General features: G+C 60.7%; 24 protein-coding genes. 4 read left to right on the top strand and 20 right to left on the bottom strand.

Features of this window, described 5'->3' with window-relative positions; translation table 11 throughout:
• Positions 1-16: 16 nt before the first annotated feature.
• From spoIIAB to ald, 10 genes are all read right to left on the bottom strand, one after another.
• Entirely contained in the window at positions 17-463 is a 447-nt protein-coding gene (spoIIAB, locus tag GXP70_RS11425) for an anti-sigma F factor (protein ID WP_162356747.1), read from the bottom strand.
• Complete coding sequence (spoIIAA, locus tag GXP70_RS11420; protein ID WP_162356745.1) at positions 460-813, bottom strand: anti-sigma F factor antagonist; 354 nt, start codon at positions 811-813, stop codon at positions 460-462. The genes spoIIAB and spoIIAA overlap by 4 nt, the downstream gene beginning before the upstream one ends.
• 228 nt (positions 814-1,041) lie before the next feature.
• The gene (locus GXP70_RS11415; protein ID WP_162356744.1) at positions 1,042-2,235 is read right to left on the bottom strand and encodes a D-alanyl-D-alanine carboxypeptidase family protein; all 1,194 of its coding nucleotides are present in this window, start codon (positions 2,233-2,235) and stop codon (positions 1,042-1,044) included.
• Positions 2,236-2,760: 525 nt separating this feature from the next.
• The gene (locus tag GXP70_RS11410; RefSeq protein WP_162356742.1) at positions 2,761-4,095 is read right to left on the bottom strand and encodes a pyrimidine-nucleoside phosphorylase; all 1,335 of its coding nucleotides are present in this window, start codon (positions 4,093-4,095) and stop codon (positions 2,761-2,763) included.
• Positions 4,096-4,143: 48 nt separating this feature from the next.
• The gene (locus tag GXP70_RS11405) at positions 4,144-4,320 is read right to left on the bottom strand and encodes an aspartyl-phosphate phosphatase Spo0E family protein (RefSeq protein ID WP_162356740.1); all 177 of its coding nucleotides are present in this window, start codon (positions 4,318-4,320) and stop codon (positions 4,144-4,146) included.
• A 119-nt stretch (positions 4,321-4,439) separates the two neighbouring features.
• Positions 4,440-5,261, bottom strand: a complete 822-nt coding sequence (locus GXP70_RS11400) for a purine-nucleoside phosphorylase (protein ID WP_162356739.1) — start codon at positions 5,259-5,261, stop codon at positions 4,440-4,442.
• Between the two features lie 96 nt (positions 5,262-5,357).
• On the bottom strand, positions 5,358-6,533 hold the full coding sequence (locus GXP70_RS11395; protein WP_162356737.1) for a phosphopentomutase: 1,176 nt from the start codon (positions 6,531-6,533) through the stop codon (positions 5,358-5,360).
• A 103-nt stretch (positions 6,534-6,636) separates the two neighbouring features.
• The gene (locus GXP70_RS11390; protein ID WP_162356735.1) at positions 6,637-7,533 is read right to left on the bottom strand and encodes a site-specific tyrosine recombinase; all 897 of its coding nucleotides are present in this window, start codon (positions 7,531-7,533) and stop codon (positions 6,637-6,639) included.
• 128 nt (positions 7,534-7,661) lie between these two features.
• Positions 7,662-7,898, bottom strand: coding sequence for a DUF4227 family protein (locus GXP70_RS11385; RefSeq protein WP_162356733.1), 237 nt, complete (start codon positions 7,896-7,898; stop codon positions 7,662-7,664).
• A 238-nt stretch (positions 7,899-8,136) separates the two neighbouring features.
• Positions 8,137-9,279, bottom strand: a complete 1,143-nt coding sequence (gene ald, locus GXP70_RS11380; protein ID WP_162360434.1) for an alanine dehydrogenase — start codon at positions 9,277-9,279, stop codon at positions 8,137-8,139.
• Between the two features lie 318 nt (positions 9,280-9,597).
• Here ald and GXP70_RS11375 point away from each other — a divergent pair, with 318 nt between their 5' ends.
• Positions 9,598-10,944, top strand: a complete 1,347-nt coding sequence (locus tag GXP70_RS11375; protein WP_225442850.1) for a S8 family peptidase — start codon at positions 9,598-9,600, stop codon at positions 10,942-10,944.
• Positions 10,945-11,078: 134 nt separating this feature from the next.
• On the opposite strand, the gene fur is transcribed toward GXP70_RS11375, so the two are convergent.
• The 4 genes from fur to GXP70_RS11355 form a co-directional block, all read right to left on the bottom strand.
• On the bottom strand, positions 11,079-11,546 hold the full coding sequence (gene fur / locus GXP70_RS11370; RefSeq protein WP_162356731.1) for a ferric iron uptake transcriptional regulator: 468 nt from the start codon (positions 11,544-11,546) through the stop codon (positions 11,079-11,081).
• An 88-nt stretch (positions 11,547-11,634) separates the two neighbouring features.
• The gene (spoIIM, locus tag GXP70_RS11365; protein WP_162356729.1) at positions 11,635-12,288 is read right to left on the bottom strand and encodes a stage II sporulation protein M; all 654 of its coding nucleotides are present in this window, start codon (positions 12,286-12,288) and stop codon (positions 11,635-11,637) included.
• A gap of 250 nt (positions 12,289-12,538) precedes the next feature.
• Positions 12,539-13,744 carry an endonuclease Q family protein gene (locus tag GXP70_RS11360; RefSeq protein ID WP_162356727.1) on the bottom strand — a complete coding sequence of 402 codons (1,206 nt, stop codon included), beginning with the start codon at positions 13,742-13,744 and terminating at the stop codon, positions 12,539-12,541.
• Position 13,745: 1 nt separating this feature from the next.
• Positions 13,746-14,303 (bottom strand): NUDIX hydrolase, encoded by a 558-nt coding sequence (locus GXP70_RS11355; RefSeq protein WP_192043443.1) that lies wholly within the window; start codon positions 14,301-14,303, stop codon positions 13,746-13,748.
• Positions 14,304-14,406: 103 nt separating this feature from the next.
• On the opposite strand from GXP70_RS11355, the gene mciZ reads away from it, so the two are divergent.
• Positions 14,407-14,568 carry a Z-ring formation inhibitor MciZ gene (gene mciZ / locus GXP70_RS11350; RefSeq protein ID WP_162356725.1) on the top strand — a complete coding sequence of 54 codons (162 nt, stop codon included), beginning with the start codon at positions 14,407-14,409 and terminating at the stop codon, positions 14,566-14,568.
• A 156-nt stretch (positions 14,569-14,724) separates the two neighbouring features.
• Here mciZ and GXP70_RS11345 read toward each other — a convergent pair whose 3' ends face one another.
• Positions 14,725-15,858 carry a M20/M25/M40 family metallo-hydrolase gene (locus tag GXP70_RS11345; RefSeq protein ID WP_162356724.1) on the bottom strand — a complete coding sequence of 378 codons (1,134 nt, stop codon included), beginning with the start codon at positions 15,856-15,858 and terminating at the stop codon, positions 14,725-14,727.
• A 76-nt stretch (positions 15,859-15,934) separates the two neighbouring features.
• Between GXP70_RS11345 and prli42 the strand changes: the two genes are divergently transcribed.
• Positions 15,935-16,033, top strand: coding sequence for a stressosome-associated protein Prli42 (gene prli42, locus GXP70_RS11340; protein ID WP_162356722.1), 99 nt, complete (start codon positions 15,935-15,937; stop codon positions 16,031-16,033).
• Positions 16,034-16,053: 20 nt separating this feature from the next.
• On the opposite strand, the gene lipB is transcribed toward prli42, so the two are convergent.
• From lipB to lpdA, 5 genes are all read right to left on the bottom strand, one after another.
• A complete protein-coding gene (lipB, locus tag GXP70_RS11335; protein ID WP_162356714.1) occupies positions 16,054-16,749 on the bottom strand; it encodes a lipoyl(octanoyl) transferase LipB in 696 nt (231 codons plus the stop codon).
• A gap of 17 nt (positions 16,750-16,766) precedes the next feature.
• Positions 16,767-18,155 (bottom strand): dihydrolipoamide acetyltransferase family protein, encoded by a 1,389-nt coding sequence (locus GXP70_RS11330; RefSeq protein WP_192043442.1) that lies wholly within the window; start codon positions 18,153-18,155, stop codon positions 16,767-16,769.
• A gap of 152 nt (positions 18,156-18,307) precedes the next feature.
• Positions 18,308-19,291, bottom strand: a complete 984-nt coding sequence (locus GXP70_RS11325; protein ID WP_162356711.1) for an alpha-ketoacid dehydrogenase subunit beta — start codon at positions 19,289-19,291, stop codon at positions 18,308-18,310.
• A gap of 1 nt (position 19,292) precedes the next feature.
• Positions 19,293-20,327: a thiamine pyrophosphate-dependent dehydrogenase E1 component subunit alpha gene (locus tag GXP70_RS11320; protein ID WP_162356709.1), complete on the bottom strand. Its 1,035-nt coding sequence runs from the start codon at positions 20,325-20,327 to the stop codon at positions 19,293-19,295.
• Between the two features lie 288 nt (positions 20,328-20,615).
• The gene (gene lpdA / locus GXP70_RS11315) at positions 20,616-22,040 is read right to left on the bottom strand and encodes a dihydrolipoyl dehydrogenase (RefSeq protein ID WP_162356707.1); all 1,425 of its coding nucleotides are present in this window, start codon (positions 22,038-22,040) and stop codon (positions 20,616-20,618) included.
• 275 nt (positions 22,041-22,315) lie between these two features.
• Between lpdA and GXP70_RS11310 the strand changes: the two genes are divergently transcribed.
• The gene (locus GXP70_RS11310; protein ID WP_162356705.1) at positions 22,316-22,609 is read left to right on the top strand and encodes a DUF2627 domain-containing protein; all 294 of its coding nucleotides are present in this window, start codon (positions 22,316-22,318) and stop codon (positions 22,607-22,609) included.
• Positions 22,610-22,626 lie beyond the last annotated feature (17 nt).

The raw sequence follows: 22,626 nt of genomic DNA, 5'->3' as shown, positions 1-22,626 counted from the left end.
GGTCAACCCCTATGCGCTAATTGAAGAGCGCTTTTTTGGATTCGATGCGCTTCGTCATCGCAATAGCGGTTCCGTTGCCCGGCTCGCTCGACACGTCGAAGCCATCCATGAAGTTTTCCATGATCGTAAAACCCATTCCCGACCGTTCCATCTCCGGCTTGGACGTATACAGCGGCTGGCGGGCGAGATCCAAATCCTCGATGCCGCGGCCCTTGTCCTTCACGATCAAGCGGACGACGTCGCCTTCGATCAGCCCTTCGATCGTCACGAGGCCGCCCGGATCGCCGTCGTAGCCGTGAATGATCGCGTTCGTGACCGCTTCGGAAATCGCCGTCTTCAAATCGTTCAGCTCTTCAAGCGTCGGATCCAGCTGCGAGACGAACGCCGCCACCGCGACGCGCGCGAACGCCTCGTTCTCCGAGCGGGCGGAGAACGTCAGTGTCATCTCATTTCTCGCGTTCATGAAACGACCTCCAAACTTGTGAGCGCAAGGCGCTCATTATCGTGAATCGGCAGTATTTTGAACAAACCCGACAGCTCGAACAAGCGGTGGACGCTTGGGTTCACGTCGCAGACGACCATTTTGCCGCCCCTCGCCTTGAGCTGCTTGTAGCGGCCGAGAATGACGCCGAGGCCCGAGCTGTCCATGAACAGCAGGTCCTTCAGGCTGAGAATGACATGGTCGCTGTTGCCGCGAAGAATCGCTTCCTCCATCTTGAACCGGACGACATCGGCGGTGTGATGATCCAGCTCGCCGCGGAGCCTGACGATAAGCACGTTACGGTAATGCTCCAATTCAACCTGCAAGCTCATCCTTTGTCCACTCCTAACGTCATATTTGCGGAGCACGAGACATCCCGAACCTGGGAACATTCGGATATCGCTTTCGTGTTGAAGGAGGATTCTACGCTCCGAAGCGCTTTTCCTGCCCCCCGACAAAACTAGAAGCAGAGCGCTAGCAGCAGACAAATTACGCGGTATTCATCAGGAAACCGCGGAACCGGAAGATGGAAACGATCGATACATCCAGATCGGACAGGTCTAGCCGAACAGGCTGCCCATAGAACGTTTGAACAGCGTCCACCAGCCAGCGCGGTCCACGGTAACCGGCGAATCGACGGCGAATTCCGTCAGCACCTGATCGCCTTGCAGCACGATCAGCTTGCCGATCGGCGCGTTGATCTTGACCGGCGCCTTCAGCGGATCGATGCGCAGCTCGTAACGGATGTCCTTGACGGAGCTGCCCTTCTTCAGCAGCACGCTGTAGGAATGCTTCGCGGTCAGCGGAATTTCCGGCAGCATGCCCTTCTCGACTTTGACCGTGCCCATCGCGTCGCCCTTCTTGAAAATCGTGTGGTTCATGTATTGCGCGAACGAATAATCCAGCATTTGCGATACTTCCGCGTTGCGCGTCTTCGTGTTCGGCTCGCCCATCACGACGGCGATAACGCGCAGGTTGTCCCGGTGCGCGGTCGCGGTGAGACAGAATTTGGCCTCGCTCGTGAAGCCGGTTTTCAGACCGTCCGCGCCGGTGTAGAAACGGACCAGCTTGTTCGTATTGACGAGCCAGAACGGCTTCTCGCTCGTTTTGCGCAAGTAATCCTGGTACATGCCGGTATACTTCGTAATTTCGCTATGCTTCAGCAATTCTCTCGACATGACGGCAATGTCGTGCGCGGACGAATAATGATCCGCCGCCGGCAAGCCGTTGCAGTTCGCGAAATGGGTGTTCTTCAGCCCCAGTTCCTCGGCGCGCTTGTTCATCATGTCGACGAAAGCCGACTCCGTGCCGGCGATCTTCTCCGCCATCGCGACCGATGCGTCGTTGCCCGAAGCCATCGCGATGCCCTTGAGCATCTCATCGACGGTCATCTGCTCGCCCGGCTCCAGGAAAATTTGCGAGCCGCCCATGGATGCGGCGTATTCGCTGGTCGGCACCTTGTCCGTCAGCTTGATGCGCCCTTGATCGATCGCCTCCATGATGAGCAGCATCGTCATCACCTTCGTAATGCTTGCCGGCGGCAGCTTGGCATGGCTGTTCTTCTCGAAAATAATCGTGCCGCTGTCGGCGTCCATCAGAATCGCCGAACGCGCGGACGGCGCGAGATCCGCCGTTCCCGCGGCTTGGGGAGCCGACGCTGCCGGTTTCTCCTCCGCCATGGCCGATACAGGCACGGAAAGCGCCAAAATCATCGTCAGTCCTAGGGCGACGAGCTGTTTCCAGTTGTTTTTCATCGATGTTTTCCTCCTGAGTGATGCCCGCGGCAAACCAAGGCCGCAAACCGGCTAAAATCTCATTCCTAGTGTGCACCCGATCCGTGCAAAATATTCCAGCCGTTCCAGTAAAAAAAGCATCCGGTCCATGACCGGATGCCTGATCGCATGCCCAGGTTGCCGAGAACGCACTCGATTATTCGACATACGTATGCCCAACGAGATTCGTCGTCATGGGCAACGGACACAGGATCTGCTATTGATTTGAAATCGGTCTGTTTGGGCCGGCGATCGGACACAGAAGCCGTTATTGCCTCCGGAGAGCACCGAAAACATCCCAAAACCCAATGCAAACGGGCGATTAACGGATCTCCTGTCCGGCTTCATGACCTAGGAGGGCGTGATGCACCGGTCTCTCTACGGCCTCGAAGCATCCGGCCCCTGTTCCGGATGCGCTCCCCCTAAAAAACAAAAGCGCCGAGGGTCCTATGGACTTCTCGACGCTTTTGTTTCGGCCGCAGACGGCCTGCGCGGCTTATTCACTGCCTAATTCGCCAGACGTTGAACGCCCTGCTCCGTCACGATCGACAGGAGCAGCGGCGAAGGGGCGACCCGCTCCGCGCCGATCTCGCACGCCTGCTGCACGCGTCTCGACACTTCCTGCACGGCGGCGTTAGCCTCGCGCACGTGCAGGAGCGCGATCGTCTCGCCTTCGCTTACCGGATCGCCGACCTTCCGGCGCATCGTAATGCCGACCGCGTAATCGATGACAGAGTCCTTCGTCTCCCGTCCCGCGCCGAGCAGCATCGCGGCAAGGCCGAGCTCCTCCGCCTGGATCGCGTGCACGTATCCGCCCTTCGGCGCGGCCACTTCCACGACGGCAGGCGCTTCGGGCAGCAGCGACGGGTCGTCGCCGACAGCCGGATCGCCGCCCTGCGCGGCCACGAACTGCTTGAACTTGGCCAGCGCCTCGCCCGACCGCAGCTTCTCGCGCAGCATCGCGTCCGCTTCCGCCAGATCGGCCGCTTGTCCGCCGAGCACGACCATATGGGCGGCAAGCGCGACGCATAAGGCGGCGAGATCGTCCGGACCGCGGCCGTGCAGCGTCTCGATCGCCTCCCGCACTTCAAGCGCGTTGCCGATCGCGAAGCCGAGCGGCTGGTCCATGTCGCTGATGAGCGCCGCCGTCCGTCTTCCGACCTGCGTGCCGATCTCGACCATGGCCTTCGCCAGCTTCTCGGAATCGTCCAGCGTCTTCATGAACGCGCCGCTGCCGGTCTTGACGTCCAGGACGATGGCATCCGCTCCGGCGGCAATCTTCTTGCTCATGACGGAGCTCGCGATGAGCGGGATGGATTCGACCGTCGCGGTCACGTCGCGCAGCGCGTACAGCTTCTTGTCGGCCGGCGCCATGTTGCCGCTCTGCCCGACGATGGCGACGCCGATATCGTTCACCTGCGCGATGAACGCCTCGCGCGACAGCTCCGTCCGAAATCCCGGCATCGATTCCATCTTGTCGATCGTGCCGCCCGTATGCCCCAGTCCCCGACCCGACATTTTGGCTACGGGCACGCCGCAAGCCGCGACGAGCGGCCCGATGACGAGGCTTGTTTTGTCGCCGACGCCCCCGGTGCTGTGCTTGTCCACTTTCACGCCGCGAATGGGCGACAAATCGACCCGGTCCCCCGACTCCGCCATCGCCATCGTCAGACAGGCCGTCTCGCCCGCGTCCATGCCCCGAAAAAAAACAGCCATCGCCCAGGCGGACATTTGGTAGTCCGGAATGTCTCCTTGGCTATAGCCTTTAATGAGAAACGACAGCTCCTCGTTCGTCAAAGCCCCGCCGTTTCGTTTCTTATGAATGATGTCGACCGCTCGCAAGCTTGTCTGCCTCCTCTGCGTTGCGCCGAAATCAACGCTGCCTGACTTTCAGCCCTGCGCCGATCCCGGATTCCGCATTTTCTCTCGTTGTACCTTCACGATCAACTGGTCGAGCGTCTGGCTGAGCAGCAGCACGTCCCGGTTCAGGAACGATCCATGTCTCATCGTTGCGGCGATCAATTGTCCGCGCAGACGCTCAAGTAAATGATAGCTTTGCTTGTCCATGAACAAAATTCCCCACTTTATGAGAGATGGTGTAAAAGATTATCACGGACATTATACGACGGTGCAAGAACAAAGAATGTCACAATCGGTCGACCCGATTGTTACATTTCTGTTACAGCCTAGAGCAATGGAATCAAGCCCGTTACGAGTCCGAGGAACCGGGATTTCACGCGTTCCGTCGTTTCCATGACCTCTTGGTGGGACAACGGCTGATCCAGAATCCCCGACGCCATGTTGCTGATACATGAAATACCGAGGACTTCCATGTCGGAATGATTCGCCGCAATAACCTCCGCGACGGTCGACATGCCGACGGCATCCGCTCCGAGAACGCGCATCATGCGGATTTCCGCCGGCGTTTCGTACGACGGCCCGAGCACGGCGATATAGACGCCCTCTTGCAGCGAGAAGCCCTGCTCCTTCGCGACGCCTGCGGCCAGTTGACGCAAGCGCTTGCTGTATGGCTGCGACATATCCGGGAACCGTACGCCAAGCTCGTTGTCGTTCGGGCCGACAAGCGGGTTGCGCCCCTGGAAATTGATATGATCGCTGATCAGCATGAGATCGCCGGGGCTGTAGCCCGTGTTGACGCCGCCCGCCGCATTCGTGACCACCAGCTTGCCGGCGCCGATCGCCTTCATGACGCGGACCGGGAACGCCGTCAAATCGGGCCCGTAGCCTTCGTACATGTGGAAGCGTCCGCGCATCAGCACGACCGTGCGTCCGGACAGCGTGCCGATCAACAATTCGCCGGCATGGCCCTCCACCGTAGATAACGGGAAATGCGGGATGTCCGCGTACGGAATGACGACGGCGTTCTCTATGTAATCGCCAAGGATTCCGAGGCCCGAGCCCATGATCAGGCCTACCTCCGGCTTGGATTCGATTTTCCCCAAAATATAGTCCGCCGCTTCGCGGACTTGCGCTGCTTGCAATGTCATGACGCATCCTCCTCGTAAATGTTCGTGCTTGCCGACGCGCATCGCATCGCCCGGCCGCCGGCCAGTCTGCCCGATGCGAGCCCCTCTCCCTGCCGATTAAACCAATTCCCCCAGGAACGACGTGCCGTTCGCCGGACGATTCACGCCGAAATTGTCCGCGATCGTGGCGGCAACGTCGGCAAAGGTGGCGCGTACGCCTAGCGATCCCGTCTTCGACAGCCCCGGGCCATAGACCAGCAGCGGCACGTATTCGCGCGTGTGGTCGGTGCCCGCGTACGTCGGGTCGTTGCCGTGGTCGGCCGTCACGATCAGCAGATCGCGCCCGCCGAGGCGTTTCGCCAGCTCGGGCACCGCACGGTCGAATTCCTCGAGCGCGCCGGCATACCCTTGCGGATCGCGGCGATGGCCGAACAGCGAGTCGAATTCGACCAGATTCGTGAACAGCAGGCCGCGGAACGGCTTGTCCAGCGCTTCCCGCGTTTTGTCGATGCCGTCCGCGTTGCTCTTGGTCGGCGCCGCTTCCGTGATGCCTTCGCCGCAGAAGATATCGTTGATTTTGCCGATGGCGATCACATCGAATCCGCCGTCTTGGAGCGCGTTCAGCACGGTCGGCTCCGGCGGCTTGACGGCATAGTCGTGGCGGTTCGCGGTGCGCTTGAACGAACCGGGCTTGCCGACGAACGGACGCGCGATGACCCTTCCGACCGCATAGCGCTCGTCCATCGTCAGCTCGCGCGCGATTTCGCAGGCGCGGTACAGCTCCTCGAGCGGAATCAGCTCTTCGTTGGCCGCGATCTGGAACACGCTGTCGGCCGACGTGTAGACGATCCACTTGCCCGTCTTCAGCTGTTCCTCGCCCAGCTCGTCCATGATTTCGGTGCCGCTGGCCGATTTATTGCCGAGAACGCCGCGGCCGGTCCGTTCCACGAACGCTTGAATGAGCTCGTCCGGGAAACCGTCCGGGAACGTCCGGAACGGCACGGTTATTCTCAAGCCGGCAATTTCCCAATGGCCGGTCATCGTATCTTTGCCCGAGGAAACCTCGGCCATTTTGCCGTAATACGCGCCTGCCTCGCCTGCCGGCGCCCAGCCGCCCAGCCGCGCGATCCGGTCGAGCCCCCAGGCTCTCATGTTCGGCAAGCTTAAGCCGGGCACCTCGCGCAATATATGTCCCAGCGTATGGGAGCCAGCATCGTTGAACGCCGGCGCATCGGGCAGCTCGCCGATGCCGACGCTGTCCAGTACAATGACGGCAATTCGGTCAAATCGCATCGTTTGGTTCACTCCGTTTCCTGTCTTCTTGTTGTTGGTCCGCGAGCCGCGAATCGCAAGCCGCCTCGCCGATCGCAAGCCGCGAGTCTCGCGAGGCCGCTTCTTAAGGACGTTTCGCGCGCGGATGCGCCGATTGGTACACGTCCTTGATGCGCGACTTCGTCTGCTGTACGTATTTCTGGGTCGCCTGAAGATCGGCATGGCCCATCAATTCCTGCACGGAATGAAGATCCGCCCCGTTCTGCAGCATATGCGACGCGAACGCCCGGCGCAGCGAATGCGGCGCAAGCTCGGCGCCGATTCCCGCTTCCCGGGCGTATTTCTTTATGATTTTCCAGAAGCCCTGGCGGGTCATCGGGTTTCCCTGCCTGTTCACGAACAGCGCTTCGCCGCCGTGCTTCGCAAGCTGCGGACGGGCTTCCGCCATATACGATTTCAAGGCGTCGGACGCGGCGCCGCCGAGCGGAATGATCCGTTCCTTCGCCTTCGCGTCGATGCAGCGTATGAAGCCCAGCGGCAGCTGGACATGCTCAAGTTCCATGGACACGAGTTCGGAGACGCGCATGCCCGTCGCATACAGCAGCTCCAGCATCGCGCAGTCGCGCATGCCTGCAGGCGCAGACGCGTCGGGAGCGGCGAGCAGCCGTTCGACGTCCTCCAGACCGAGGGCGTCCGGCATGCGCTTGTCCGGCTTCGGCGGCTCGAGGTGCAAGGCCGGATTCTCCGTTACGCCGCCTTCGGCAAGCATGCGTTGAAAAAAAGCGCGGACGGACACCATCTGCCGCGCGATCGTCGCAGCCGACCGGCCCTGCCCCTTCAAGCGGTGAAAATAGAGCGAGAGATGATGCTTCTGCACATCCTGAACGCGCTCGACGCCCTCGCCGGCCAAATAGCGGAACAGCTGCGACAAATCCCGTTCGTACGATTCCAGCGTAAGCGGGGAACGTTTGCGGCTGCCTTCCTGCAGCGATTCGATAAAAGCTTTCAGATGCTCGTTCATAACGCGGTCCCTTCGGGCATGATCGGCGGCCGCTTGCAGCCACTCGCTTCCATTCTACGACATGGCGCGTATTTCTTGCAAAAAAAAGACGAAAACGGGCCGCGCCCGTTTTCTCCCCGTACCGCCGTTCACTCCCCATACCAATAGAACAGGCGAAGCCGTTCGGCAATGCTGCCGTTCTCTCCCTCCTGCTGGTCCGACGCATGGAACACTTTGAGCGCATGCCCCTGCGGCACGCGGTAAGGGTCGTCCGGCGCGATCCAAACCGCAAGCAGCCTGCACCCGCCGTACATCGTAACCGTGAAGAAACCGAGCAGCAGCACGAATAAAACCCGGCGCAGCCACCGGCGTACCGAGACTACCATCGCTTGCGTCCCCTTCCCGTGCTTAGCGTAATCGGACAACGCCTCTCGCAGCAAGCGCGGCTGCCGGCTGACGCCGGCTGCACGCCCGGCCCCGGGTTGTCCATTACAACACCATATGAGAACGGCATTCAATTCATGCCTTGGCGCCGGCCGGCGGTCCTCCGGCTCGGGATGACGGAGCCGCGCGGCCGAGCCCCGCTGCGGTTTCCCGCCGCGCGATAGACCCGGGCCGGCGCGATCAGTTCAATTCTTCGTACGGGACGTTCTGCAGGAGCTGCTCCAGCGCGACGTATGGCATGCCGACCGCATCGGCCACCTGCGGATGCGTAACGCGTCCTTTGTACGTGTTGACGCCTTTGCGGAGCGGCTCGTTGTTCGCGACGGCGCCGGCCAGCCCTATGCCCGCCAGCTCGAGCGCGTACGGAACCGTTACGTTCGTCAGCGCCAGCGTCGACGTGCGCGGAACGGCGCCCGGCATGTTGGCGACGGCGTAGTGGAGCACGCCGTGCTTCTCGTACACCGGATCTTTGTGCGTCGTCACGCGGTCGATCGTCGCGATCGTCCCGCCCTGGTCGACGGCGACATCGACGATGACGGCGCCTTTCTTCATCGTCTGCACCATCTCTTCCGTCACGAGATGCGGGGCGCGCGCCCCCGGAATAAGCACGGCGCCGATGAGCAGATCCGCCTTCCGGACCGCGCTCGCGATGTTATAACCGTTCGACATAAGCGTGCGGATCCGGCCGCCGAACACTTCGTCGATATAGCGCATCCGTTCGGCGCTCCGTTCGAGGATGACGACGCTCGCGCCCATGCCGAGCGCGATCCGCGCGGCGTTCGTCCCGACGATGCCGCCGCCGAGAATAATGACCTCCGCCGGAGGGACGCCCGGCACGCCGCCGAGCAGGATGCCCCGGCCGCCGTAGAACGCCTCCAGAAACTGCGAGCCGACCTGGACGGCCATCCGTCCGGCGACTTCGCTCATCGGCGTCAAGAGCGGCAGGCTGCCGTTCGCCAGCTGAATCGTCTCGTATGCGACGCCTGAAACCCGCTTGTCGACGAGCGCCTTCGTCAATTCCGGCGCGGCCGCAAGGTGCAGGTACGTAAACAGCAGCAGCCCCTCGCGGAAATAACCGAATTCCTCGGGCAGCGGCTCCTTGACCTTCATGATCATTTCGGCGCGCGCCCACACTTCGCTCGCTTCGGGCAAAATCTCCGCTCCCTCGGCCGCGTACGCCTCATCCGTAAAACTGCTCCCTTCGCCCGCGCCGCTCTGCACGACGATTTCATGTCCCGCCGCCTTCAACATTGCCGCTCCGGCGGGAGTCAGCGCGACGCGGTACTCGCTTGCTTTGATTTCCTTCGGCACGCCTATGATCATATGCATCTCCCTCTCCTGTTCCTTGCTTCATCATATACAGGCAGAGGACGGGTTGACAGTCCTCGCTGATACGTTTTCCCCCGTTCCCACAAAATATGTGCCCTCTCAGGCGACTGCCCAAGCCCTTGTACGGATGCCTCCATACATTGATGTAGCGGCCTCGTTGCGCATAGCCCGAGGCGAAACGGCCGTCGCCGTCCCATGGCGGCGCGGGCCTTCCCTTTCGAAGAAAGTTACGCTTGTCATACAAGTCGGCAACGGATAGCGTCTTAGATTTCAAGCTTGCCTATCGCTAAAGGAGGAACAGCATTGCCTAAGGTGGAGAAGCTGCTGCTTAGCTGCTCGACAGCCCGATCGACGGCCCGAACGTCGCGAAAGCTAATCGGCTTCAAGCGGCAGGACCAATACGACAAATGCGTGCGACAACTTGCCGATTACGGCATCAAACCTTTAAAGAGCATTCGGCGGGGACGCCTTATCGTCTGCCATATCGACGGCCGGCGGGGCGATAGGCTGCGGAAGCTGGCGCAGCATCCCGACGTCAGCTACGTCGAGCCGGATTTCAAAGTGCATGCGCACGGTTTCGTGCCGATGAACGGCGCGGGCAAAGGAACCTCGAACGGCTCGCGGCTTGCGGTCTCGGGCTTCGGCAGCCGCCAATCGTCCTCGCCCTATATGAAACACGGCCTTCGCCCCGCGACGCGGAAAGCCAATGCCCGCACGGAATCCAGCGGCGTCCGGGCGAGTTGGAACGTCCGTCAGATCCAGGCGGATCAAGTCTGGCCCAAGACGAGAGGCGGCGGCGCCGGCATCGGCATCATCGACACCGGCATCGGCAAGCATCCCGACCTGCGCGTATCCGGCGGCGTCAATACGATGGGCGGTTCCTCGTTCGCGGACGATCACGGCCACGGCACCCACGTCGCCGGCATCGCCGCGGCGCTCGGCAAGTACGGCCAACCCTCCGGCACGGCGCCCGGCGCGAAGCTCTACGCGGTCAAAGCGCTCGACGCGAACGGCGCGGGCTACGTGTCCGATCTGATCAAAGGCATCGATTGGTGCGTCAAGAAGAAGGTCAACGTCATCAACATGAGTCTCGGCCTGGCCGGGGAAACGAGCTCCGCGTTGAAGGAAGCGGTGCAGCGCGCGCGCAAGAACGGCATCGTCGTCGTCGCTTCCGCCGGCAACGACGGGCCTTCGAACCGCAAGGGCATCGACCAGCCCGCACGGTATTCCGACGCGATCGCCGTGGCCGCCTCGACGCCCAAAGGCAAGATCGCGGATTACAGCAGCCGCGGCTATGGCATCGACGTGACCGCGCCGGGCAGCTTCGTGAAATCGACCCGGCCGGGCGGCGGCTACGCCATCATGTCCGGCACGAGCATGTCGTGCCCGCATGTCGCCGGCGGCGTGGCGCTGCTAAAGTCGCTTCAGCCCGGCCTTACGCCGCAGGGCATCAAGAAGCGGCTGCGCGCGACGGCCAGGAACGTGCCGGGCTACGGGACGCGTTCGCAGGGCTGCGGCATCGTCCAGCTGTACGCCGCCTGCGGTCTCGCCGCGGACGGCAACGAAGCGGCTGCGAGCCGCAGGAAGCGCGGCGCGGGGGGCGTCAGCCGCGCGAAGCGCCAAGGAAGGAGCGAAGGACAGGGCGGGCGCAAGCGCTAGCCGCTGCCGGCAATAGCGGGGCGCTATCAGCCGTCGCGGCCATTGAACCGGCGTCCAAGATGCAGATACGACAAAAAACTCCCTTCTACAGCGGCGCGCAGTCCCAATGGACTGTGCACCCTGTTGAAAGGGAGTTATTGTTGCGCCGGTTTGGCCGCATTGTTCTTCAATCGGCAGTTTTTGCAGACGCCTTGAAAATCCAACCGGTGGTCGACGACCATAAATCCGTATTCCTGTTCCAGCCGTTCTTCGAGCGGCCCGAGCCAGTCTTCCAATATTTCACTCATCGTGCCGCACTGCACGCAGATGAGGTGGTGGTGGTGGTGCTTGTTGTTATCCGTGCGAAGATCGTAACGGGCAACGCCGTCCCCGAAATTCATCTTCTCCACGACATGCAGCTCGCTCAGAAGCTCCAGCGTGCGGTATACGGTAGCCAGCCCGATCTCGGGCGCTTTATCCTTCACGAGCATGAATACGTCTTCGGCGCTCAGATGATCCTCTTCGTTCTCCAGAAGCACGCGAACAGTTGCTTCTCGCTGCGGAGTAAGCTTGTACCCCTGCGATTGCAGCTGCTGCTTGATTTTATCAATCCGGGATTCCATCGCTTTCCCCCTCGCAACATGACTTACGCCGGAACCGGTTTGGTTTCAGCTTTAATTATAGGTGGTTCTATCAGGGAAAGTCAATAATTTAGAATGATTCCAATCCGCCTTCGACGCCGCTCACGAGCGGCACGGCCCATTTCAGCAGGATCGGCGTCAAATACGACTCTACTAAAGCAGCCCCTAGCACGAAGACCAGCATGACCGCGGCCGTGGCCGTGAACGTCAGCAGCGGCCGCCCCAGCGTGCCGAAACGGCCGATAAACCGGCTTTTCACCACATGCATGCCGAAGGTGACGGCGGCTACGCTCGCGATCAGGAAAGCCGGAACGGCGATCAGATTGACCGGCGCGACGGAAGCGAGCGAGAACAGCAGCCCCTTCCATGCGAACTGCCGGACAAGCATGCCGATCGCGAAGCCGACGAGCACGCCCTTCAAGAAGTCGAGCGCCAGCACGAACGGCATGCCGACGACCGTAAGCCCCAGCACCCAGACGAGCAGCAGCCACTTGGCCTGGAACCAGGCGCGGCCGGCGAACGATTCGCTTCCCGGCTGCAGCGTGCCGTTCTCGATATGCAGAATGAATTGCTGCACGTCGCCCGACAGATCCTGCTGCTGGCCGAGCGTCAGCGCGTTGACCATCAGCGCGCCGAACACGACGCCGACGACGAACAGCACGAACACAAACACATAAAGCGACAATTGATCCTTCGCGGACGACTGAAGCGCGGAAGTTCGCATGGCACACTCCTCCAATACGGGTTGGTACAGTGTATGTCCATGCGTATTCCGTTATGTCCAAGCCTGCGCGCGACCCTTCCGCGCGCAGCTTCCGATGGGCCGCTCAGATAACCCGCCCCGGAACGGCGCCAGGCTGCCCCGGAAGCGCGCAGCGCCCGTCTATCGGGATGCGCAATGCCGCCGATCAGGCGCGCGCGTTGCCGTTTGTCCGGAAGCGCGCTACGCCGTCTATCGGAATGCGCAACGCCTTCTATCGGGGCCGGTTGACGACCTTGCCGTACTTGCCGCCTCCGCCGGTTTGCAGCGCCAGCGCGCCGACGCGGGCCGATGCGATCATGGCCGCCGCGGCTTCGCCGGCCGTCTCGGCAATCGCCGCTTCCGGGGCGTCGTGAAGGATGGCCATTTCCGTGCCGAACCGCGCGAGCAGCTTGTCGAGCGTCTTCCGGCCGACGCCCGGCATGAATTCCAGCGGCACCTGATAGACGTAAGGCGGGCGGCTATCCGGCACATAGGGCTCCGTTCGGCCGGCTTGCTCCGCAAGCTCCATGATGCGGTCCAGCACGCCTCTCACCTGCTTCGGGCTGCCGCACTGGGCGCAACGCACTCCGTCCTGCTCCTCGGCCAGCGAACCGCAATTCAAGCAATACGTCCGGTGGTACTTGCCCAGCACGGGGTTCAGCCCGTAATTGGCCGCGATGCCCCGGCCTTCGCGGCCTTGCAGGGCGAGCGCAAGCTCCCGGAAGGACGGCTCCGCGAGCCGCAGCTCGTTGTATTCCCGGCCGATCTTCGCAAGCGAATGCGCGTCGGAATTCGTCACGAACGCGTAATCGTCCAGGTCCGGCAGGAAGCCGGCCATCCGGCTGTCGGAGCTGAGGCCGAGCTCCACGGCGTCGACCATGTCCGGGTCCAGCGTGTCCGCCAGCCGATCGGAGCAGCTGCCGAACAAGCTCTTGTGCGGCGTGAATATATGCGCGGGCACGAACAGCCCGCCCCTGCCCTTCACTTCCGCCTGCAGCTCGCGCGCCGGCGCGTACAGCCGCTGCGAGCTGAGCTGCACGTTGCGCATATGCTTGGCCAGCCACGACGTGAAGTCGCGCATCGCCGCGAAATCCGGCAGGTAAGCCAGATGATGGGCGAGTCCGAAGCCGGCGTCCCGCACCTCGATTTCCGCGCCCAGCAGGATGACGGTGTCCCGGTAGCGGATGCCCCCGCCTTCCGCTTCCGCCATTTCGCCCGACATCAGCAGCTCCTCGATATCCCGCTGCACGCCCGGGGAGTGGCAGTCGATGACGCCGAGCAGGCTGATTCCTTTGCGCACCGCCGCCTCGTGGGCGATATTCCGGAACGTCAGGTCGCGGCTGCCGGTAATCTTGACCGGCTCCCCCCGCTCCGTTCGTCCGATATGCAAGTGAAGATCCGCGAACACCCGCTTCAGCCCGGCTGCTTGGCGTTCCATCCTAGATCTCCCCGGTCAGGCGGTAAATCTGCCATGCGTACACCGCCAGCACCGTCTTGGCGTCGCTGATCCGCTCTTCCGCGATATAGTGCTGCGCCTGCTCGAACGTGATGGCATCCACCGCGAGAAACTCGTCCTCGTCAGGCGCGCTTTCGCCCTTCGTCAGCTCTTCGGCGAGATACAGGTACAGCTTCTCGTCGGCGAAGCCCGGCGACGTATAGAAGGCGCTCAGCGGGCGCAGCTTGCCCGCCCGGTAGCCCGTCTCTTCCTCCAGCTCGCGCGCCGCGGCGACCATCGGATCTTCGCCGGCGTCCAGCTTTCCGGCCGGAATCTCGATTTGGAACTTCTCCATCGGCTTCCGGTATTGCTCCACGACGAGCATTTTCCCGTCGATCAGCGCCAGCACCGCGGCCGCGCCGGGATGCCGGACGATCTCGCGCGTCGCCGTTCCGCCGTTCGGCAGCTGGATCGTATCGACCTGCAGCGAAATGATTTTTCCTTGGAAAACCGGTTCGGTCTTCACGGTTACTTCTTGGTATCGTTCGTTCTTTTCCAGCATATGCGGCTCTCTCCCTCGTCATCGGTATCGATATGAATGATAGCATAACCTGTCCAAGGACATCATAGGATCTAACAAACAGCTATTAAAGGGGTGCGGAACGATGAAACAATATATCGAGCACGGCCGTTTGACGCTTGTAGGGAAAGCTTGGGAAATCCGGCATCAGCTGAAGCTGCTCAGCAAAACCGGCCTGAAATCCGCTGCGGCCGTTCCCGCTCGGACGCTGAACGAGTATTTGCAAGGCTCCCGTCCTCAATCCTGACACCCCATGGAGGCGTCGCCCCGGTTGTCGACCCTATAATGCCCACTTTCGCAAGTTAGCTTACATCACGCTTACCTGTATTGAAAAAGGGGCCGCTCGAGCGTAGAAGAACTCTACCGCTTCCCGAGCGCCCCTTTTGTTCGTGCGTTCGTCTGCCTACGCTTGCTTCTCCGCCGATATGGCGATGAGCGCCACGACGAGTTCCGCCACCTTGACCAAATCCGACGCTTTGATCTGCTCGTTCGTCGTATGGATGTGCTCGTAGCCGACGGCCAGGTTGACGGTCGGCACGCCGAAGCCGTTGAATATATTCGCGTCGCTTCCGCCGCCGGAATGGAACGTGCGCGGCGTCGCGCCGATCTTCCGGATCGCTTCCTTCGCCAGCTCGACGACCGGCGTTCCGTCCTCGTGCATGAATGCCGGATAGGCCAGCCGGCTGTCGAACTCCGCTTTCGCGCCGAAATCTTTCGACACGGACGCCACCGCCTCGCGCATTGCCGCTACCTGCTTATCCAGCTTCTCGTTCACGATGCTCCGCGCTTCCGAATCAAGCTTGACGTAATCGCAGACGATGTTCGTCGCGCCGCCGCCTTCGAATCGGCCGATATTGGCCGTCGTCTCGTGGTCGATGCGGCCGAGCGGCATTCTCGATACTGCCTTGCTCGCTACCTGGATGGCGCTGATGCCGTCTTCCGGGTTGACGCCGGCATGCGCCGATTTGCCGTAAATCTTGATCGTGATCTTCGCCTGCGCCGGCGCCGCCACCGCGATCGCGCCGATTTCGCCGTTGGAATCGAGCGCGAAGCCGTACTGCGCTTCCAGCTTCGCTCGATCCAGCGCCTGCGCGCCGACGAGGCCGCTCTCTTCGCCCACGGTAATGATGAATTGAACGGCTCCGTGCGGGATTCGATTCTCCTTCAGCACGCGGATCGCCTCGAACATCGCCGCGAGTCCCGCCTTGTCGTCGCTGCCGAGAATCGTCGTGCCGTCGCTGCGGATATAGCCGTCGTCGTCGAGCCGCGGCTGAATGCCCTTGCCCGGCGTCACGGTGTCCATATGCGAGGTGAAGTAGATCGTCGGCGCTTGCTCCGCGCCGCTCGCGCCCAGCTTCACGATCAAATTGCCGGCGCCGTGGCCCGTAACGGCCGCGGCCCCGTCCTCCTCCACCGATAAACCGAGGTCGGTAAATTTCTTCGTCAACGCATCGCAAATATTCCGTTCGTGCTTCGTTTCGCTGTCGATGCGGACAAGCTCCATGAATTCTTCAATCAGTCGGTTCCGGTCGATCATCGGCTTTCCTCCGTCCTCTAATTTCGTTACAATAGTACAAGCCTTATCTTATTTTGTACGAAAGGAGCTTCCTGCCATGCGTCGCAATGCATTCATGAAAGCTTTTATTTGGGTATTGATTGCCGCCATGCTGCTATCCACGCTGCTGATCGGAATCGGCTGGATGTTCGAATAGTTCATTTTCCGCGAAAATCCCTATAAGCCTTCCGACAGCGCAATCTCGCAGCCGAACTGTTCGCAGAAGAACGGCAGCAGCTCGGCGGCGGCTTGTTCTATCGTTAGATGTATGCCGGTTACGTCCGCGAAAGACGTCACCGCGTATTCCTGAATGCCGCACGGAACGATGCCCCGGAATCCGTCCTGCGCGATGCCGGCTTTAATATTCAGCGCGAAGCCGTGGCTCGTGATGAATCCCCGGCGCGTCCTCGCCTTGTTGAATTTGACGCCGATCGCGGCGATCTTCTCGTCGCCGATCCAGACGCCCGTATATTCGGGCTTGCGTCCCCCTTCGATGCCGTAACCGGCCAGCCAATTGATGATGACCTGCTCCAAATCCCGCAAATACCGGTGCAAATCCAGGTTCACGCCATCCAGATAAAGCAGCGGATACCCGACGAGCTGTCCCGGCCCGTGATAGGTAATATCGCCGCCGCGGTCGATCTGGAAGAGGCCGATTCCCCGCTCCGCCAGTTCTTCCTCGGAATACAGCAAATGCTCGGGATGCTTCTGCGAACCGACCGTGTAGGTCGGCGGATGCTGAAGAAGGAGCAGCGACTCGCGCCGCTCCTCCTTGTCGATCTCTTTCACGCATGCTTTCTGCAACTCCCAAGCTTCGGCATAGCCCATCATCGGCGTATACCGCACATCGATCGCTTTCACGTTCGTTGTCATCGCTTGTTCGCCTCGTTTCAATACAGCTTCGTGTCGAGCGTGAAGCCTTCCAAATTTTCTTTGACCCGCTGCAGGAACCGGCCGCAAATGACGCCGTCCAAAATCCGGTGGTCCAGCGACAAGCAGAGATTCGCCATGCTGCGAACCGCGATCATGTCGTTAATGACGACAGGACGCTTGACGATGGATTCGAACGTCACGATCGCCGCCTGCGGATAGTTAATGATCGGATAAGACAGAATGGATCCGAACGATCCCGTGTTGTTGACCGTGAACGTGCCGCCTTCCATATCCGCCAGCGTCAGCTTGCCTTCCCGCGTCTTGCGGGCAAGATCCTCGATCTCGCGGGCGAGGCCGGCGATGTTCTTCTGGTCCGCGTTCTTGATGACCGGCACCTTCACCGCATCCTCCGTGCCGACGGCCAGACCGATATGAATATCCCGCTTGACGATGATTTTGTCGACGGCCCAGACGGAGTTCATGATCGGGAAGTCCTTGATCGCATTGACGACGGCCTTCACCCAGAACGCCATATACGTCAGATTGACCCCTTCGCGCTTCATGAATTCTTCCTTCAGTTTGTTACGAAGCGTGACAAGGTTCGTCACGTCTACTTCCATCATCATCCATGCATGCGGAATTTCCGTCACGCTCTGCCGCATATTCCGCGCAATGGCGTTGCGGACAGGGGTTACGTCGATGAAATATTCGCTGCTGCGGCCAGGCAGCTGCTGCCCTTCGATCTCGACCTGCGGAATTCGCGGCGTTTCCGAGAGATGCAAGCCGGTGGAGCGGACTGGCTCCTTCGAGTTCAAGCTCGGCATGCTCGTCGCGGACGGATAGGCCGTGCCGGACGCTCCGGCCGATGCCGGCTTGGCGCTGCGCTGCGCTTCGATATACGCCAGCACGTCCTTGCGCGTGATCCGGCCGCCGAGCCCCGTGCCGGCCACGTACGTCAAGTTGACGTTATGCTGCACGGCAAGCTGCTGCACGGCCGGCGAGAAGCGATGGCGCATGCTGTCGTCGCCGCCGGCCTGGGCCGCTTCCGCTTGAGCGCGCACGGCCGCGCGATCGCTGCCGCTTACGGTTGACGCCGCGGCGGAGGCAGCTGCGGCCGTTCCGCTTGCCGAAGGCGCAGACGCCGCCGCCTCCCCGCCTTCCTCGTCGACTTCGATCAGGCAGACCGGCGTGCCGACCGGAACCGTCTCGCCGGCGCCGACCAAGATTTTGCTCAGCGTGCCTTGAATCGTCGAGGGAAGCTCCGCATTTACTTTATCCGTCAATATTTCGCAGATCGGCTCGTACATCTCGATGGTGTCGCCGGGCTGCTTCAGCCATTTGTCGATGGTCGCGGAAACAAGCGATTCGGCAAGCTGCGGCATGACGATTTCCGTCATTTTTTTCATTCCGACCACTCCTAAAAGTTTTGCTTCGAAAGCATACATTAAGTTTTGCGAGTACACCGCGCGGCCGGAACCTCCGGCACGCTCAGCAAAGCCGCTTCGAAAGCATGCACTCAACATTATGCTGCCCGCTACAACGCGAGGACGGGCACCGTTCAGAATACCGCCAGACGCTTCATAGCTTCTTTCACTTTGTCCTTGTTCAGCATGAAAAACTTCTCGCCCGGCGGGTTGATCGGCATCGCCGGCACGTCCGGACCGCAGAGCCGCATAATCGGCGCGTCGAGCTCGTAGAGCATTTCTTCCGCGATGATCGCGGACACCTCGGCGCCGATGCCGCCGAACTTGTTGTCCTCATGCACGATGAGCACTTTGCCGGTGCGACGGGCCGCCTCCAGCACGCCGTCCTTGTCCAGCGGCTGCAGCGAGCGCAAATCGAGCACATGCGCCGTGATGCCTTCCGCTTCGAGCTCGGCGGCGGCTTCCATAATGAAATGGAGCGGCAGGCTGTAACTGATAACCGTAATGTCGTCGCCTTCGCGCAGCACGTTCGACTTGCCGATCGGCACGATATAATCGCCTTCCGGCACGTCTCCGTTCACGAGCTTGTAGCATTTCTTGTTCTCGAAATAGATGACGGGATCCGGGTCGCGAACGGCCGCCTTCAACAGGCCCTTGGCGTCGTACGGCGTATATGGCGCCACGATCTTCAAGCCCGGCGTCCCGAAGAATACGGATTCCGGACATTGCGAATGGTACAAGCCGCCGAAGATGCCGCCGCCGATAGGCGCGCGGATGACGAGCGGGCATTCCCAGTCGTTATTGGAGCGGTAACGGATCTTGGCCGCTTCGCTGATGATTTGGTTCGTGGCCGGGAACATGAAATCGGAATACTGCATTTCGGCGATCGGCTTCATGCCGTACATGGCCGCGCCGATCGCGGCACCGACGATCGCGGACTCCGACAGCGGCGTATCGAGCACGCGCGCTTCGCCGAACCGTTCCAGCAGTCCTTTCGTCGTCGTGAAGACGCCGCCTTTGTAGCCGACGTCCTCGCCGAGCACGAAGACGTCCTCGTCGCGTTCCATTTCTTCTTTCATGGCCAGACGGATCGCGTCGATATAGTCCATTTTCGGCATATTATCGCCCTCCTCTGCCTTCGTCGTCGCCGGCGTACACATGATACAGAATGTCTTCCGGTTCCGGGAACGACGCTTTCTCGCCGAAGCTCGTCGCGTCGTCCAGCTCCGCCTTGATGTCCTTCATCATCGCCGCCTCGCGTTCCTCGTCCCAAATGCCGCAGTCGATCAAGTACTGCTTGAACTTCGGAATGCCGTCCTTGCCGCGGTTCGCTTCGACCTCCTCCTTCGTCCGGTACGCTAGATCCTCATCGGACGTGGAATGCGGCGACAAGCGGTACATGACGGTTTCGACCAGCGTCGGCCCATCGCCGCGCGCAGCGCGCGCGCGCGCTTCCTTCATGACGCGGTACACTTCCAGGACATCGTTGCCGTCGACGGCGACGCCCGGGAAGCCGTAACCGATCGCGCGATCGGCGATACGCCCGCCCACCTGCTTGTGCAGCGGCACGGAGATCGCGTATTGGTTGTTCTCGCACACGAAAATAACCGGCAGCTTATGCACGCCAGCCATATTCGCGCCTTCGTGGAAGTCGCCCTGATTGCTGGAACCGTCGCCGAACGACACATACGTGACGAAGTCTTTCTTCTTCATCTTCGCGGCGAGCGCGATGCCCGCGGCATGCGGCACCTGCGTCGTCACGGGACTGGAGCCCGTCACGATGCGAAGCCGCTTGGAGCCGAAGTGACCCGGCATTTGACGGCCGCCGCTGTTCGGGTCGTCCGCTTTCGAGAACAGGCTGAGCATCAGTTCGCGCAGCGTCATGCCGACGGAGAGAACGAATGCGTAATCGCGATAGTAGGGACAATAGTAATCTTGCTCGCGGTCCATCGCGAAAGCCGAGCCGACCTGCGCGGCTTCCTGCCCGATGCCGGAAACGTGAAATTTAATTTTACCCGCGCGCTGAAGCAGCAGACAACGTTCGTCATACCGGCGCGCGGTCACCATGAGCTTATACATTTCAAGCGCTTGCGCATCCGTGAGTCCAAGAGCAGCATGCTTCGGTTGTTGAACGGCGGAATCGGATTGTGACATGAGGATTGCCCTCCTTTTAGCTACTATTATAACCAGGTACTAAGACTTGACTATACCCATTATAACCGAGTTCGGCGGAAAAGGAAATGTTAAGGGCGAATGGTTTGCGTTCATTGACGGATGTCAGGGAATGCAGCATTCGCCTGCTGCGGAAGCATAGGCTCGGGCGAATGATTTGCGTTCATTGACGGATGTCAGGGAATGCAGCATTCGCCTGCTGCGGAAGCATAGGCTCGGGCGAATGGTTTGCGTTCATTGACGGATGTCAGGGAATGCAGCATTCGCCTGCTATATCGTAAGCGACTTCCCATCGACCGCCAGCATCGCTTCGCCAAGCACTTCCGACAGCGTCGGATGCGGGTGAATGACCTGCGATACTTCCCACGGCGCCGCGTTCAGCAGCATCGCGAGCGCCGCTTCCGACAACAGATCGGTCGCATGCGGGCCGACGATATGGACGCCGATGACGTCGTTCGTGTTCTTGTCGGCGATCACTTTGGCGAAGCCTTCCGGCTCGCCGAGCACCTGCGCCTTGCCGATTGCCTGGAACGGCACTTTGCCTACCTTGACGGCATGTCCGTTCTTGACGGCCTCGTCCTCCGTCATGCCGATCGAGGCAATCTCCGGTTTGGAGTAAATCGCCCGCGGTATGCGCGAATGATCGGGCGCCTGCTCGGTGCCGCCAAGTATATGATCTACCGCCACGAGCGCTTCATGCGCCGCGGCATGCGCCAGCTGCAGCCCTCCGTTCACGTCGCCGATCGCATAAATATGCGGTTCGTTCGTTTGGAAATTGGCATTCACTTTGATCGCGCCTTTCTCCACCCGGACATCCGTGTTTTCAAGCCCGATGCCTTCCACGTTGCCCTGTCTGCCGACCGACACCAGCAGCCGCTCCGCGTTCAGAATGACCGGACCGTCCGCCGTGTCCGCCGTAACGGAAGCTTGCCCTTCACTAAAGGTATACGTATCCGGCTTCAATTGAATGCCGGTTAAGATTCTTGCCCCTCTGCGCCGCAGCTGCTTCGCCAGTTCGTTGGACGCGTCCGCGTCTTCGCCAGGCAGCAAGCGCGACGCCGCCTCGGCAAGCGTCACCTCGATGCCGAAATCGATCAGCATGGACGCCCATTCGACGCCGATGACGCCGCCGCCGATGATCAGGATCGATTTCGGAAGATTATCCATCTCAAGCGCCTCGTCGCTGGACATGATCTGCCCTGCTGCGGGCTCCAAGCCTTTCAACACGCGCGGGCGCGATCCGGTCGCGATAATCAAATGCGACGGCACGACCGTCTCCATCTCTCCGTCATCGTACTCGACCGCCACGCTGCCGCTCTTCGGCGAGAAGATCGAAGGACCGATGACATGTCCTCTTCCCTTCAGGACGGTAATGTTATGTTTGCGCATCAAATATTGCAGCCCTTTATACAAACTGTCGACCGTGCTCTCCTTGCGCTGCTGCACTTTGGCGAAATCGAGCGTTACCGCTCCGTCCACCTGAACGCCGAACGCGTCCGCCTTGCGGACCGTGGCATAGACTTCCGCGCTGCGAAGAAGCGATTTACTCGGAATGCAGCCTTTATGTAAACATGTTCCGCCGAGCTTCTCCTGCTCGACGATCACGGCCTTCTTCCCGGCTTGCGCCGCTCGGATGGCCGCCGTATATCCTGCGATGCCTCCGCCGATGATGGCAATATCGCATTGAATCGTCATGGTCGATCTCCCCTCCGTATCTAGAAAAGCTAGTCCTATCCTATTGTACCTTTTTTTCGCTGCAAGGGAAAACCTCGCCGCTTTCCAAATGGACAGCCCCGCGCAGAAAAGGTATGATGAGTACCGTGCAAGGCGAATCGGCTTCCGCCGTCTTTTGGGGAGCGGGACGCGTTTCATTCCGGAGAAATACAACCTTATGTATCGTTTCGGAAAATGACATCCTTGCTTGCAAATACAGCTTTCGTTCACCAGGCTACAGGAGGCTCAATCAAGCTATGAAGCAGGTACTTATTCGATTCATTGCGGTTCTGCTGCTCGTTATTCCGGGACTTGGCGCCACATACGGGTTTCTGCTTATGAAAGACGCTCTTTTTCATTTCTTCGCTTCCTACGGGGAAGATGCTTCTACGCATCCGTTCGAATGGTGGCGTTTCATCGGCGGACTCGCGCTGTTCCTGATCGGCGTCGGGTTTATCGGCGGCTGGACGTTCTTCCGCGACCGCAAGCGCAATTACGTCGCGCCCCGGTTCCGCAAGAAGCGGCCGCGGCCGCCGCGGCCGCAGGCTTAACGGACTGCCGTGCCGGG

The sequence above is a fragment of the Paenibacillus lycopersici genome (assembly GCF_010119935.1).
Taxonomy (GTDB): Bacteria; Bacillota; Bacilli; order Paenibacillales; family Paenibacillaceae; genus Paenibacillus_Z; species Paenibacillus_Z lycopersici.
This window is presented reverse-complemented; position numbering and strand designations above follow the sequence as displayed.